The sequence below is a fragment of the Streptomyces cinereoruber genome, assembly GCF_009299385.1.
Classification (GTDB): domain Bacteria; phylum Actinomycetota; class Actinomycetes; order Streptomycetales; family Streptomycetaceae; genus Streptomyces; species Streptomyces bikiniensis.
The window spans coordinates 452,462-465,685 of sequence record NZ_CP023693.1 but is presented as its reverse complement, the minus strand read 5'-3'; the positions used below and the strand labels follow the sequence as shown (position 1 = coordinate 465,685).

Here is a 13,224-nt window from a genome sequence, read left to right as displayed (position 1 = left end):
CCCGGCCGAGCCCCTGCGGTCACGCGATGCGCCGGAACCGGCCGACGGCGTCGGCCCGGTGGCCCCCACCGGGCGGGGGAGCGGGGGAGGGGCCATCGGGCGGGGGAGCGGGGCCGGGGGCTTCCGGTGCGGCGGCCGGGGCCGCGCGGCCCCCGTCATCGCCGCGCCCCCGCCGCACGCCCGGCGCCGGCCGCCGGGGCGGTGGCGCGTCCCACCGACCGGTCCGCGCGCCGGGCGAGCCCGATCACCCCGGCCAGCCGCTCCACCGACTCGGGGAGCTCCCAGTCGTCCCGGCGCAGCGCGGCCAGCGTCGTCGCCGGGGCGACGAGCAGGTCCGGGGCGCCGGTCTCCAGGGCCCGGACCAGTACGGCCCAGCCCGCCTCCCACCGTTCCCGTTCCGGGCGCGCCCCGACGGCGGCCACCACCGCTTCGAGGGCCGCCTGGCGCAGGTCGCCGCGCTCCGGCAGTGCGGCGGAGGCCGGATCGGCCAGCAGCGACTCCGGGTCAGGCAGGTCCATCCGGTCCAGGTGGGCGAGGAGTTCGAGCCCCGGCCCGTCCCCCACCGCTCCCCGCACCAGCAGCGCCAGCACCTCCCGCGAGACGGAGGCCGCCGTCCCGAAGGCGAGGAGGGTCAGCGCGGTCTCCCAGCTCCGGGGCGAGGGCCAGGCGCCCCCGCGCCGGGTCTCGGTGGTCGGCAGCCGGTGGATCATCGTCGGCCGGGCCTTCAGGAAGCCGCAGACCGCGCGCCGGGCGAGGGCCACCGCCTCCGGCAGCCTCTCCGGGTCCAGCCGGGGCAGCTCCGCCCGGGGCCAGACCCCGCCGAGGCCGCGCACCACCACCTCCCGGTCGTGGACCCAGTACAGGTGCACGAACCGGTTGGCCAGCGGAGGGCTCAGCTCCCACCCGTCCGCCGCCGACGCCCGGGGGTTGGCGGCGGCCACGATCCGTACGCCCGGCGGCAGCCGCAGCGCGCCGACCCGCCGCTCCAGGACGACCCGGAGCAGCGCGGCCTGCACGGCGGGCGTGGCGGTGGAGAGCTCGTCCAGGAAGAGCAGGCCCCGCCCGGCGCGCACGAGTTCCACGGCCCACTGCGGCGGGGCCATCGGCACTCCCCGTACCTCCGGGTCGTCGCCCACGATCGGCAGCCCGGAGAAGTCGGAGGGCTCGTGGACGCTGGCGATGACCGTCGTCAGCGGCAGGCCGAGGGAGTCGGCGAGCTGGGTCAGGGCCGCGGTCTTGCCGATGCCCGGTTCGCCCCAGAGCAGTACGGGCAGGTCGGCGGCGACGGCCAGGGTGAGCGCTTCGAGCTGTTCGTCGGGGCGCGGCTCGGTGGTCGTCGTCCGCAGGAGCCCGAGGAGGTCGTCGGCGACGGCGAGGCGGGTGCCGACCGTAGGGGAGGCGGCGGAGGCGGACACGGGGGTACGGGACGTCATGGGCATCACCTGGGAACGAGGGGACGGGGGAGACCCGTCCGGGGTGTCGTGGGACGTGGGAGCGTTCGGCGCGGTACGAGCGGAGAGGGCTCGGAGGGCGAAGGGGCTCAGAAGACCGGGAGTGCCACGGGCAGGCCGACCCGGGGTCTGGACACGCCGTTCCGCTTGCGGCGCATCGACAGAGGCGCACGGCGGTCGAGCCGGGGACGGTGGTCCGCCTCCGCGGACCTGGTGCCCCGCGCGTCCCCCGCCCCCGCCGCACCGGCGCGCGCACCGGCGGCGGGATGCTCGGGGACCAGACCCGCGCGGAAGAGCCCGTGGTCGACGCGGCGGGCCGCGGCGGACACCAGCTCCTCCCGGAGCGGGCCGTCGCGCAGGACCGCGCCGGGACCGAGGAGCCCCACCACGACGTCCAGCGCCCCCGCGACGTCACCGTGCCCGAGCCGTTCCCGGACCGCGGGCAGCGCCTCCGGACTGCGGTGCACCCCGTCGATCGCCCGCAGGCAGGGCAGCGCCGGCCCGCCGAGGGCCACAAGGAGCTCCTCCCGGCGCAGGGTGACCGGATCGTGGTCGACCGCCGACAGCACCCCGTCCCTCAGCGCGATCCGGTGGACCTCGCCCCGGCACTCCACCCGGTGCGGATCACCGGGCTCGTGGAAGACGCCGGACGCCACCGGAGGGGCGGCGGGGACGGACCCCGCCAGGGCCCCGGCGACGAGGGGGTGCAGCCGCTCGGCCGCGATCAGCCCGGCGCGCAGCAGCTCCAGGTCGGGAAGGGCCCGGGCCGCCGCTTCCGGCAGCACCGGGAGCGCCGCGGCCTCCTGCGGCGGCAGCGGCTCCCGTAGCGGTCCGAGGGCCGGGGCGTGGTTGTCGTCGGGCGCGACGAGCTCGTACACGGCCCGCCGCCCCGCACCGAGCCGTACGGTGAAGGCGCCGCGAGGGGGAAGCCCCTCGGACCGCAGCAGCGACTCCGCCTCGGCCGCCCACCGGGCGACCGCCCACGAGCCGTCCCGGGGGAGGGAGGCGCCGAGCCGTTCGGACGGTGCCGCGGGCGGCGGCCCGTCCGCACCGCACCGCCGTGCCAGGTCGCCGGCCCGCTCCGCGTCCCAGAGGTGCCGGTGCAGGTCGAGCCGGAAACGCCGGTCGGGATGCGGATGCGGGTGGACGCGCGGAGAGCGGCCGGGAACGTCGTTCCCGGACCCCTCCCACACGGCGAGCGACATCCGCTGCCCGGCGTCCGCCCAGGCCGGCGGTGTCTGCACCACCAGGCTCAACGGTACGGCGCCGGGCTCCCCGTAACGGGCCAGGGCCAGGGTGAGTCCGGGGCGGAGGCGCCCGTCGGGGGCGACGCGGGGCATGTGCCAGCGGAGCAGATCCGGGGCCAGCCGACGCAGGTCGGCACGGATCCGGGCGGCCGGCCCGGTGCCGTGGCGGACGGCCACGGCGCGCAGATCGACATCGACATCGACCCGGGCGGCGGCGCAGGCCCCCGCCCAGTCACCGACCGCACGGCGTGCGGTCGCGGTATCGATCATGGACGGTGGCACGGCGTACTGGCGTACGCGCCGCCACATCAGCAGACGGGTCGGAATCTCGTTCGCGAGGTGATGTGCCATCAGCACTCACCTTGTGCGAACGAGTCCCCCAATCGGTACGAGGAGAAGTTCATCATCTCGGCCATCATAACGCGCTGTTGTTCGATCTCCAGGGGTTTTCCGGCCGGGGTGAAGCCGTCCGTCACTCCTGCGGGTGGCCCCGGGCGGTCAAACGGGGCGCGCGGAGCGCCGGGCGTACGGACGGGGCCGCGGACGCGCCCCGCCGCGACACCGGGCGCCGTTGGGGCGCGGCCGTCCCCGGGCAGGATCACCGAGGACATCGACAGAAAGGCCGCCCGTGGCAAGTGGGTTCCAGCGCGACAAGCTCACCGGCATGTTCCGCGCGTTCGACGCCGACGACAACGGCTACCTCGACCGGAGCGACTTCCAGGCCCTCGCGGAACGCTGGCGGGCCCTGCCCCGCGTGCGACCGGGATCCGAACTGGCCGCGCGCGTGGACGCGGTCATGCTGGGCTGGTGGGACCTCCTCGCGACCCACGTGGACGCGGACGGGGACGGCAGGGTCGATCTGGACGAGATCCTCGCCATGGTGGACCTGCTGCCCACGATGCGCGAGGTCGTCGCCGCGACCGCCGAGACCGTCTTCGACGCCGTCGACGAGAACGGGGACGGGCGCATCTCCCCCGTCGAGCACCGGAGGCTGGTCGACACGTGGCACGGCGCGAGCGTCGACGTCGCCGGCGTCTTCGACCGCCTCGACCGGGACGGGGACGGCTACCTCGACCGCCCCGAGTTCACCGAGCTGTGGATCCAGTTCTGGATCAGCGACGACCCGGCCGAACCGGGCAACCACCTGTGCGGGCCCGTACCGACCCGTACCTGAAGGCCGTGCCCGGCACGGAACGCCGGAGGAGGCGGGGTGCGGGAGCGCGGGATGCGGGAGCGCGGGTCGCTCCGAAGGGAGGAGAACGGCTCCGATGTGCGAAGACGGGTGTGCCGTGGTGCGGGAGTCTGGGATCGTGGGTCCCCACAGCATCGGCGGATCGACGGCGGCCGCCCGTAGCCAGGGAGGGGCCCACCGTGCCAATACGCGCACCCAGGGCGGCGGGCGGCGAACCGGCCACCGAGGTGAGCACACCGCTCTACCAACTGAAGGCCGAGTTCTTCAAGACCCTCGGCCATCCGGTCCGCATCCGGGTCCTGGAGCTGCTCAGCGTCCGTGAGCACGCCGTCTCCGAACTGCTGCCGGAGGTGGGCGTGGAACCGGCGGCGCTGTCGCAGCAGTTGGCCGTACTGCGGAGGTCGAACCTCGTCCTGACGCGGCGCGAGGGCGTCAGCGTGTACTACCGCCTGGTGAACGACGAGGTCGCGGAGCTCCTCCGGGTCGCGCGCGGCATCCTCACCGGAGTGCTCCAGGGACAGGCCGCGCTCCTCGCGGACCTCGACGCCTCGGCCCGCCGCTGACCGCCGGGCCGGGCCGTCGGGCCGTACGGGAGCGGTCGCGGATCGGCCAATGACGGTCGGCCGCGCCACATGTTCGGGCAAAGCGCCCCCGCCGAACGGGCGGGATGGGTAGCGTCGCCTCGGCGGGTGCGCAAAGGCGCCCGGCATATCCACTACGGAAGGCGGCAGCCCATGGCGAACGTGGAAATCTCCCTCAAGGAGATCATGACCCGGGTGGAGGGCAGTCTCGCCGCCGCGGTGGGCGACTACACCAGCGGCATGGCTCTGGGATCCCTCGGCGGCGGACGCGACTTCGACGTCCACGTCGCGGTCGCGGGGAACACCGACGTGATCCGGGCCAAGCTCCACACCATGGAGCTCCTCGGCCTCCAGGAGCAGATCGACGACATCCTCATCACCCTGGGCAACCAGTACCACCTCATCACCCTCGGGAAGGGGCGCGGCAAGACCAACCTCTTCCTCTACCTCGTCCTCGACAAGCACAAGGCCAACCTGGCCATGGCCCGGCACCAGCTGCGCCGCGTCGAAGAGGAGATGGAGGTCTGATCCCCTCCCGTCACACGCGTGCCCAAGACTTGCAGAAATTTGAAATTCCCTACGAAGGGATTTGCTGAAGTCTGAAGGCCCTGGCCCTGGCCCTGGACGGGCGCGAGGGCCCCGGGCGGGCGCGGGGCCGCCCACGGCGGCGGGCGGCCCCGCCGGCCCGCCCGCCGCCGGGTCCGTCAGTGGCGGGGGCCCACCGTCCGGGCGCCCGCGCGGACGGTGATGGCGAGCGCCGGACAGGAGTCGGCGGCGTCCAGGGCCCGTTCGTCCTCGGCGATCTCCGGACGCACCGGCTCCGCGGTGTCGCCCTCCAGCCGGTACAGGTCCGGGGCGAGCCCGGCGCACATGCCCGAGCCCATGCACATCTCCCGGTCGACCTCGGTGGTCCAGCCCATCGCGCTCACCAGCCCACCGGCATCTCGCGCGGACCGCGCACCAGCATCTGGTCCTTCCAGCGGACGTCCCCCGCCAGACGCAGGCCCGGGAAGCGGGTGAGGAGCGCCAGGACCGCCTCCTGGAGCTCCAGACGGGCGAGCGGCGCCCCCAGACAGTGGTGCACGCCGTGCCCGAAGCCGAGGTGCTGCACACCGGTGCGGGTCACGTCGAGCCGCCCTGGGCCCGTGAACTTCAGGGCGTCGCGGTTGGCGGCGCCGATCGCCACGAGCACCGGCTCGCCCGCCCGGACCAGGGTGCCGCCCACCTCGACGTCCTCGGTGGCGTACCGGGGGAAGGCGGCGGCGCTGCCGAGCGGGACGAACCGCAGCAGCTCCTCGACGGCCCCCTTGACCAGATCCGGCCTCTCGCGCAGCAGGGCGAGCTGGTCGGGGTGGTCGAGCAGGGCGTGGACGAAGTTCGGGATCTGACTGGCCGTCGTCTCGTGTCCCGCGACGAGGATGCCCACGCACAGGTCGATCAGCTCCAGCTCGGTGAGCCGGTCATCGGTGTCGCGGGCCTCGATCAGACCGGTCATCAGGTCGGGGCGCGGACGGGCCCGGTGGTCCTCGATGAGCTCCGCCATGTAGGCGCGCAGCTCCTCGCGGCTGCGCCGGAACTCCTCGGCGGTCAGCGAACTCGTGGACAGGGCCGCGTCGCTCCACACCCGGAACTTCGGACGGTCCCCCTCCGGCACGCCGAGCATGCGGCAGATGACCGCGACCGGGATGGGCAGCGCGTACGACTCCACGAGGTCGGCCGGCGGTCCCGCGGCCTCCATCTCGTCCAGGAGCCCGTGGGCCAGCTCCCGCACCTGGGGCCGCAGCTTCTCGACCCGGTGGACCGTGAACGCCTTGGCGACCAGCGTGCGCAGCCGGGTGTGGCCGGGCGGGTCCATGCCGAGGATGCCGGTGTCCTGTTGCGCCTCGGACTGGCGGGGCTCGTCGTGCTTGAGCGCCTCGGCACGGCTGAAGCGCCGGTCGCCGAGGACCAGACGGGCGTCGGCGTAGCGGGTGGCGAGCCAGGCGGGTTCGCCGTACGCCATCCGGACGCGTAACAGCCCGGGCCGTTCCAGCGCTTCGGTGTACGTCTCGGCGAGGCCGAGCCCTTCGGGTTCGTTGAACGGATAGGGCAGGGGAGCGGGGTCCGCCGTCGCGGTCATGGGGCGCCTCCGTTGTGTGGGCGGGTGCTCACCGAAGCTAGGACGGTCGCCGGAGGCGGTCAACGGGGCCGTTCGCGCCGTATCGGTGACGGAACCGGCCGTACTTCCCGTGGAACCGTCAGGGAGCGGGCGCCTGGGGAAGGGTGCGGGGGCCCACGCAGCGGGCGCCTTCCTCCTGGACGCGCCGGCGCAGTTCCCGGTCGGCCGTGACGACCAGACACGGCCGCCCGCTCGCGCTCCGGACCAGGGCGACGATCAGGTCGTCCCCGCTGCCCGGAGCCTCCTCGATCCGCACACCGGGCACGGGAGCGACGCCCCGGGCGCGCCCCTCGACGACCAGGACCACCTCGTACGGACCCGGGTACGGGCCGTCGGCCGGACCACCGGTGGCGGCGAGGCGATCGCGCAACCGCTCGGCGGCCCCGCGCCGGTCGCGCCACCACCCGTCGGGCACCGACCCCACGACATTGGCTCCGTCCACCACCAGCAGCGGACGGAGAAGCGGATCTTCGGGATTCATGACCCCAGGATGTCAGGCCGCGGCTCTCCTCGCGGACCGCCGGAGACCGTCACTCCGGCCGCGCCGCCTCCTCGGCCTGCCGGGCCATCTGCTCCAGCACGGCTCCCGGGTCGGCGGACGGCGCGACCGCCTTGCCGATGTTCCGCTTGATGGTGTTGCTGACCTGCAGCCAGGACGGGTCGTTGACCGGATAGAGCCGGGCGTTGCGCAGCGCGATCAGGAACTGCTCGGCGCTGGGGTCCGCCGCCGTGCCCCGGGACGCCTGGGTGGCGGACACCGTCGACGGCAGCAGGTGGTAGCGCGCGGCGAACTCGTTGAGGTTCTTGTCCTCGTAGACGAAGTTCAGGAACGAGCTGACCAGTTCGCGGTTGCCGTCCCGCTTGAAGGCCATCATCCAGTCCGCGACGCCCACCGCCGGCGGGACCTCCTCGTCCTCCAGCGTGTCCGACACAGGCATGCGGAGCGTGCCGACCTTCATGCCCTTCTCCCGCGCCTCGTGGAGGAGCGAGGGGTAGCCGTTGACCATGCCGACGTCGCCGCGCAGGAAGGCGTCGAAGGCGTCCTGCCGGTTGAGCTCGGCCGGCGGCACCGGGCCGGTCAGGGCCGGCTTGACCAGGTTGTCCTTGACCCAGCGGAACGTCTGCGTGTTCCGCTCGGAGTCGAGGCTGTACTCCCCGCGGATGTCGGTGTACCCGCCGCCGTTGCTGAGCTCCCAGATCAGGGCCTCGGCATGCGCCTCCTCGGGGCCGAGCGGCAGCGCGTACGGATACGGCACGCCCTCCGCCTTCAGCGCCTCGGCCGCACCCTTCAGGCCCGACCAGGTCTTCGGCGGCTTCGCCCCGGCCTTCTCGAACAGCTCCTGGTTGTAGAAGAGCAGCCGGCTGCTGGCCACGAAGGGCAGACCGTAGAGGGTGTTGCCGACCGAGCCCGCCTCCACGAGCGGCGGCAGGAAGTTCGCCTCCGCCCTGATCGACAGCACCTCACTGGCGGGGTGGAGGCGGCCCTGCGCGGCGAAGTCGGAGTACGCGCCCAGCAGGGCCACGTCCGGGACGTCGCCCTCCTCGACCATGCGGCTGACCTCGCGGTCGACCTCGGTCCACGGGTAGAGCGTGACCTCGACCTTCTTGCCGGGATGGGCGGCGGTGAAGGCGGCCGTCAGCTTGTCCCAGTACGCCTTGGAACCGGTCGCCGGGCCGTTGCCGTACTCGGGGACCACCAGGCGCAGTGTCGTCCCGTCGCTCCCGGACGAGCCGCAGGCGGTGACGAGGGAGCCCAGTAGTCCGAACGCGGCCGCGGAAGCGGTCATGCCGAAGAGTCTTGGTCGCACGAAATCTTTCCTTTGGATCCTTTGGGTGGTGCGCCCGGAATTCTCTCCCGGTCATGCGGTAAATCGCGCCCCCTACCGGACGGTTGTGCCGTATCTCCAATCGAGGGCATTCCGAATGGTGCTTTCGAATATGCGGGCACCGACTTGGTCCGGACCGCAACCGGCCCGGGTATCGTCGGGCCGATGAGCGGAGAACCGATGACTTCGAGTACGTCGAACACGCCGGGCGCGGCGGGCACGTTCTCCGTCGGGGGCGAATACCGGGTGAATCGGATCGGTTTCGGCGCCATGCGCCTGCCGACCGAGCCCGGCCCCGAACGGAAAGCCGCCGTCGCGGTCGCCCGGCGCGCCGTGGAACTCGGCGTCACCCTGATCGACACCGCCCACCTGTACGGCTGGGGCGCCAACGAGGAACTCCTGGCCGAGGCCCTGCACCCGTACCCGGACGACCTGCTGATCACCACCAAGGTCGGGGTCGTCCGGGGCGGTCCGGAAGGGTGGGCGTACGACGCACGGCCCGAGAGCCTGCGCGAACAGGTCGAGGAGGGCCTGCGCCGGCTCCGGACCGAGCGCGTCGGCCTCCTGCAACTGCACCGGCTCGACCCGAAGGTGCCGGTCGCCGAACAGGTCGGCGCGCTCCACGACCTCCGGCGGGAAGGGAAGATCGGCCACATCGGCCTGTCCGAGGTCACCGCCGCGGAGCTCGCCGAGGCCCGGCAGGCCGCCGTGATCGCGAGCGTGCAGAACCGCTACAACCTCTTCGACCGGGAGCACGAACCGGTCCTGGAGGCGTGCGAGGCCGCCGGCATCGCCTTCCTGCCCTGGCGACCCGTCGCCGCGGCGGCCGAAACCGGTCGTTCCGCCGAGTTCGCCGCCGTCGCCGCCGAACTCGGCGCCACCGGCCCCCAGGTCCTGCTCGCCTGGCTCCTCGCCCGCTCCCCGGTCGTCCTGCCGATCCCCGGCACCGCCTCCCTCGCCCACCTGGAGGAGAACCTCGCCGCGGCGGACCTCCGGCTCACCGACGCCCAGCGGCGGCTCCTCGACCGCGTGACCGGACCCGACCGGGGTGCCGGCCGCCCCTGACCGGCGCCCACGGGCAGCCCCGCACCGCCGGTCACCGGACGGCGAGCAGCGCCTCCACCGTCGAGCCCGGGTCCCACCCGGCGTCCAGACCGGTCAGCCGCTCGGCGACCCGGCGCCAGGCCGCCGGGTCCGTGCCGAGTCCGGAGCGCACGAGGTCCGCGAGGAGGGCGCGGGCCTCGGCGGCCCCGGGCGGGGCGTCCGTACGGCGGGCGGCGGCGCCCAGGTAGGCGAGCAGCGCTCCGGCCGGGGCCGCGAGGCGCACCAGGTCCGCACCGGTGAGGAGTCCCGCCGTCAGCAGCCCGTCCAGCTGGGTGGTGGGCGCGCAGTGGAACAGGCCGCCGAGACCGTGACGGGCCCGCTCCCGGGTGAGCCGCGCACTGCCGGGCAGGCCGTCGGGGCCCGGCTCGGGCTGCAGCGCCGCCTGCCGCAGCCGTACGTCCTCGGGAACGCCGTCCAGGCTGACGATGTCCTCCCAGTGCGGGATCGGATCCCGGGCATGGACGGCTTCGAGGGCGGCCCAGTCCACGGGCTCACCCGGCGGGAGGGACGCGACCGCACCGCAGGCGTGCGCGGCGTGCCGGGCGCGCCGCAGCTTCCGGACGAGCTTGTCCGGCGCCAGTTCGCGGTCGAGCCGGGCACGGAGGACGGCGGCGGGATCGGCGGACGCCAGCGCCTTCGCGCACACCGTGGTGGCCGAGCGTCCCAACGCGTCCCGCGCCGCGAGCCGGGCCAGCCGGTCGGCGCCACCGTGCTCGAACAGGCTGAGGCAGCCGAGCAGTTGATGTCCGAGGTCGAGCCGCGTCCCCTCTCTTTCGAGCAGCTCCTCCACGAGGCCGGCTTCGGCGGAGCACAGCCACATCAGGCCGCCGGCCGGCCGCGCGGAGCCCTCGGCGCGCCAGTCGGCCAGCACCCGCGCGCCCAGGGACGCCCCTCCACCGCCGGGCCGCGACCGGGTCACGATCCGGTGGCAGACGGACGGGGGAGCCCACTGTCGCAGCAGGGCGAGGTCGATCTCGGGGTCGTCGAGGTCGACGAGGCGCTCCATCGCACCGCTCCGTTTCATCCAGCGCGCCTGGGCCGCGAGGACGCGCAGCGCGTCGCGGTCGCGGCCCGCGAGCAGCCGGTCGAGAACGACGCGCGGTGTGCGCTCGTGACGCAGGAGGTACGCGGCGAGCAGCCAGGGCCCGTCGGGACCGAGCCGGGGCAGCACGGCGTCGACCACCTCGGCGTCGGCGAGGCAGAGCAGGGTGCCCTCCGGCCAGCCCCACAGGTGGTCACCGCGCTCCAGCAGCCTGATCGCCTCGTCGGGCGTGCCCGGCCCTGCCCTGCCGATGACCACCCTCGCGCTCGCCGCCGGACCGGCACCGGACCGCGCGCGCTCCAGCAGCTGCGTCCAGGTCAGCCCCTCCGGGACGGCTTCGGACGCCGCCACGGTCGAGGCCAGACGGAGCCAGGCGTCGGGATCGGTGCCGAGCTCGGCGCGCAGCCTGCGGGCGAGCACGCCCCGCCACGCCTCCGCGAACGCGAGCCGCCTCCAGTCGTGGGGCAGCAGGAGCAGCTGCCGGGCGGGCAGCAGGGAGAGCAGCTCTTCGGCGGGCAACACGCCCTGTACGTAGGCGTTCTCGAAGCGATGTGTGCTGGAGCCGTACGACTCGGGGAGCCGCGCGCGCACCTGCGCGAGGCTCGGGGCCTCGTACGCGAAGCCGTCCTCGGACACGGGGACGTCCCGGGCGGCGCAGGCGGCGGCGAACCAGCCGGGGGTGGCGAGGCCGGGCGCGGTCGCCGGCTCGTACACCGCCAGGGCACGTAGCACCTCGGGATCCTCCGGCCGGGGCGCACCGTCCGGGGCGAGGGAGTACAACAGGTCGAGCGCGGCCAGCGCGTGCACGCGCTCGTACCGCCGGAGGACCCGCCGGGCCGGGCCCTCCGAGCCCGACGGCCCGGGCGCGACGGCGGCCTCGGCGGTCCCGTCCGCCATCGTCCCGGTCTCGGCGGTCTCATGGGCCACCGTCCCGGCTTCGACGGCCCCGTTCGTCACCACCCCGGTCTCGGCGGTCCCGTCCGGAATCGCCCCCGCCGTGGCGATCAGCTCCGCGACCGTCCCCCCGTGTTCGGGCAGCAGGACGTCGAGCGCCGCCCAGGCCCGATCCCGCTTCCCCAGGTGGGCGTCCGTCAGCGCACGCAGTTCGGCGACCGCCGCCGTACTCAGCAGTTTCCGCTCGGCGAGGCGGGCGAGTGCGTCCAGGGCGCGGGCGGCGGGGCGTGCGGTGCCGACCAGTTCGACCGGATCGAGGAGCCCCGCTGTGACCATGCCCTCGGCCCAGACGGCGGCGCTGCCGTCCAGCTCCTCCTCCGCGAGGCGCCGCGCGGGCGGCACGGTGCTCCCCGCGCGCCGGCCCCCGGTCCGCCACGGCTCGTTCAGGGCGCTCAGCCGGAACGCGTGGCGCTGCGCGTCGCTCGCCGCCTCGTGGCGGGCCAGCTCCTCGCAGGCCTTCGGCATGAACGGGGTCGCGGCGTGGGCCGCGGCGAGGGCGTCGAGATCATGGGCGTACGGCTCGGACAGCAGGTCGCGCAGGGTGCTGGTGCCCCGGGCGGTCGCGAGCAGCGCGGGCAGCCGGGCGGGGTCCTCGTACGGCTCGCCCCCCGCGCGCAGCCGGCGCGGCCCGTCGCCGTCCGGGGCGGCCAGGGCCTCGGTGACCGCGTCCACGACGTCCCGGCTCAGCCAGGCGGCCGCGGCGGGATCGCCGAGCAGGGAACGGACGGCGTCCGGGCCGGTCCGCTCCCAGATCCTCAGCAGGGCGTACCGCTGGGCGACCCGGCGCACGCCCCACCGCAGCGCCGGCACCACGAGCTGCGGGTCGCCCGAGCCGAGCAGCGGGGCGAGCCAGGTGCGCGGGGCCCGGCCCTGCGGCGCCGTCAGCTCGGCCCGCAGCACGTCGTCGAGCGGCACGGCGTCGAACCGCTCGACAATGGTGCGGCGCAGGGACTGGGTGGTGCGCGGGTTGCGGTAGACGGCCGCGGCGGCCCGGGCGTCGCCGACCGCGACCAGCCGGGCCAGAACCCGGGTGTCGAGCCGGGGGTGGCCGGCCAGGGCGGCCCGGGTGCGGCTGTCGCCGTGGTCCACGACGGCGGCGACGAGGGAGGGCGCCGGCAGCGTCCCGCCGGCGAGCAGCTCCGTGGCCACCCGCTCGGGCAGGGCGGCGAACGCGGCCGCGGCGTGTCGCGGCTCCGCGTGTTCGAGGAGCAGGCCGAGCGTGCGGTGGACGCTGCGGGGCGCGGGCGGACGGAGCGCGCCGTCGGACACCTCGTCGGGCACGGGTGGAACGGGCGGCGCGGCGAGCAACTCGGGCAGACCGCCGCGGTGCCCGGCCAGCGTGTCGTGCAACCCGAGCCAGCGGGCCGCGTCCGCGCCGAGGTGGCGTCCCGTCAACTCCCTGAGGAGCGCGGCCGCCTCGTCGTCGGCTCCTCCCGCGGCGGCGACCTCGGCCGCCACCGAGCGCGCGGGCCGGGCCCGCTCCACCGCCCGCAGCGCGGCGCCCCTCACCGGGCCGGCGCCCTCCGCGTCCCCGTCGGCCCCGACCATCTCGCGCAGCAGCTCTCCCGCCGCCCCCACCTGCGTCTTCGTCATGATCGCCATGCTAGGCAACGGCACTGACACCGAGGGGCCGCCGCGTCTACGCGCCCGCGGCCTCGCATGTCCGGGA

11 protein-coding genes are annotated in these 13,224 nt (G+C 75.0%); 4 read left to right on the top strand and 7 right to left on the bottom strand.

Features of this window, described 5'->3' with window-relative positions; genetic code table 11:
* Window positions 1–155 precede the first annotated feature (155 nt).
* On the bottom strand, window positions 156–1,433 hold the full coding sequence (locus CP977_RS02170) for an AAA family ATPase (protein WP_152369507.1): 1,278 nt from the start codon (window positions 1,431–1,433) through the stop codon (window positions 156–158).
* A 107-nt stretch (window positions 1,434–1,540) separates the two neighbouring features.
* A complete protein-coding gene (locus CP977_RS02165; RefSeq protein ID WP_152369506.1) occupies window positions 1,541–3,049 on the bottom strand; it encodes a hypothetical protein in 1,509 nt (502 codons plus the stop codon).
* A gap of 277 nt (window positions 3,050–3,326) precedes the next feature.
* On the opposite strand from CP977_RS02165, the gene CP977_RS02160 reads away from it, so the two are divergent.
* The 3 genes from CP977_RS02160 (at window position 3,327) to CP977_RS02150 (ending at window position 4,999) form a co-directional block, all read left to right on the top strand.
* On the top strand, window positions 3,327–3,872 hold the full coding sequence (locus tag CP977_RS02160; RefSeq protein ID WP_109186268.1) for an EF-hand domain-containing protein: 546 nt from the start codon (window positions 3,327–3,329) through the stop codon (window positions 3,870–3,872).
* 245 nt (window positions 3,873–4,117) lie between these two features.
* The gene (locus CP977_RS02155) at window positions 4,118–4,453 is read left to right on the top strand and encodes an ArsR/SmtB family transcription factor (RefSeq protein ID WP_053643944.1); all 336 of its coding nucleotides are present in this window, start codon (window positions 4,118–4,120) and stop codon (window positions 4,451–4,453) included.
* Window positions 4,454–4,624: 171 nt separating this feature from the next.
* On the top strand, window positions 4,625–4,999 hold the full coding sequence (locus CP977_RS02150; RefSeq protein WP_062761078.1) for a hypothetical protein: 375 nt from the start codon (window positions 4,625–4,627) through the stop codon (window positions 4,997–4,999).
* A 176-nt stretch (window positions 5,000–5,175) separates the two neighbouring features.
* On the opposite strand, the gene CP977_RS02145 is transcribed toward CP977_RS02150, so the two are convergent.
* From CP977_RS02145 to CP977_RS02130, 4 genes are all read right to left on the bottom strand, one after another.
* Complete coding sequence (locus CP977_RS02145; RefSeq protein WP_183953300.1) at window positions 5,176–5,391, bottom strand: ferredoxin; 216 nt, start codon at window positions 5,389–5,391, stop codon at window positions 5,176–5,178.
* A 5-nt stretch (window positions 5,392–5,396) separates the two neighbouring features.
* Window positions 5,397–6,590: a cytochrome P450 gene (locus tag CP977_RS02140; RefSeq protein ID WP_152369505.1), complete on the bottom strand. Its 1,194-nt coding sequence runs from the start codon at window positions 6,588–6,590 to the stop codon at window positions 5,397–5,399.
* A 118-nt stretch (window positions 6,591–6,708) separates the two neighbouring features.
* On the bottom strand, window positions 6,709–7,110 hold the full coding sequence (locus CP977_RS02135) for a PIN domain-containing protein (RefSeq protein ID WP_062761072.1): 402 nt from the start codon (window positions 7,108–7,110) through the stop codon (window positions 6,709–6,711).
* 49 nt (window positions 7,111–7,159) lie between these two features.
* Window positions 7,160–8,416, bottom strand: coding sequence for an extracellular solute-binding protein (locus CP977_RS02130; RefSeq protein ID WP_109186265.1), 1,257 nt, complete (start codon window positions 8,414–8,416; stop codon window positions 7,160–7,162).
* 219 nt (window positions 8,417–8,635) lie between these two features.
* On the opposite strand from CP977_RS02130, the gene CP977_RS02125 reads away from it, so the two are divergent.
* A complete protein-coding gene (locus tag CP977_RS02125) occupies window positions 8,636–9,520 on the top strand; it encodes an aldo/keto reductase (protein WP_062761068.1) in 885 nt (294 codons plus the stop codon).
* A 31-nt stretch (window positions 9,521–9,551) separates the two neighbouring features.
* Here the strand turns inward: CP977_RS02125 and CP977_RS02120 are convergent, their stop codons facing one another.
* A complete protein-coding gene (locus tag CP977_RS02120; RefSeq protein ID WP_152369504.1) occupies window positions 9,552–13,148 on the bottom strand; it encodes a hypothetical protein in 3,597 nt (1,198 codons plus the stop codon).
* Between the last annotated feature and the right edge of the window lie 76 nt (window positions 13,149–13,224).

Coding starts and splice junctions, on each gene's coding strand:
- CP977_RS02150 (WP_062761078.1), top strand. CDS start 4,625: ATGGCGAACGTGGAAATCTCCCTCAAGGAGATCATGACCCGGGTGGAG.
- CP977_RS02165 (WP_152369506.1), bottom strand. CDS start 3,049: ATGGCACATCACCTCGCGAACGAGATTCCGACCCGTCTGCTGATGTGG.
- CP977_RS02130 (WP_109186265.1), bottom strand. CDS start 8,416: ATGACCGCTTCCGCGGCCGCGTTCGGACTACTGGGCTCCCTCGTCACC.
- CP977_RS02145 (WP_183953300.1), bottom strand. CDS start 5,391: ATGGGCTGGACCACCGAGGTCGACCGGGAGATGTGCATGGGCTCGGGC.
- CP977_RS02125 (WP_062761068.1), top strand. CDS start 8,636: ATGACTTCGAGTACGTCGAACACGCCGGGCGCGGCGGGCACGTTCTCC.
- CP977_RS02170 (WP_152369507.1), bottom strand. CDS start 1,433: ATGACGTCCCGTACCCCCGTGTCCGCCTCCGCCGCCTCCCCTACGGTC.
- CP977_RS02120 (WP_152369504.1), bottom strand. CDS start 13,148: ATGACGAAGACGCAGGTGGGGGCGGCGGGAGAGCTGCTGCGCGAGATG.
- CP977_RS02140 (WP_152369505.1), bottom strand. CDS start 6,590: ATGACCGCGACGGCGGACCCCGCTCCCCTGCCCTATCCGTTCAACGAA.
- CP977_RS02135 (WP_062761072.1), bottom strand. CDS start 7,110: ATGAATCCCGAAGATCCGCTTCTCCGTCCGCTGCTGGTGGTGGACGGA.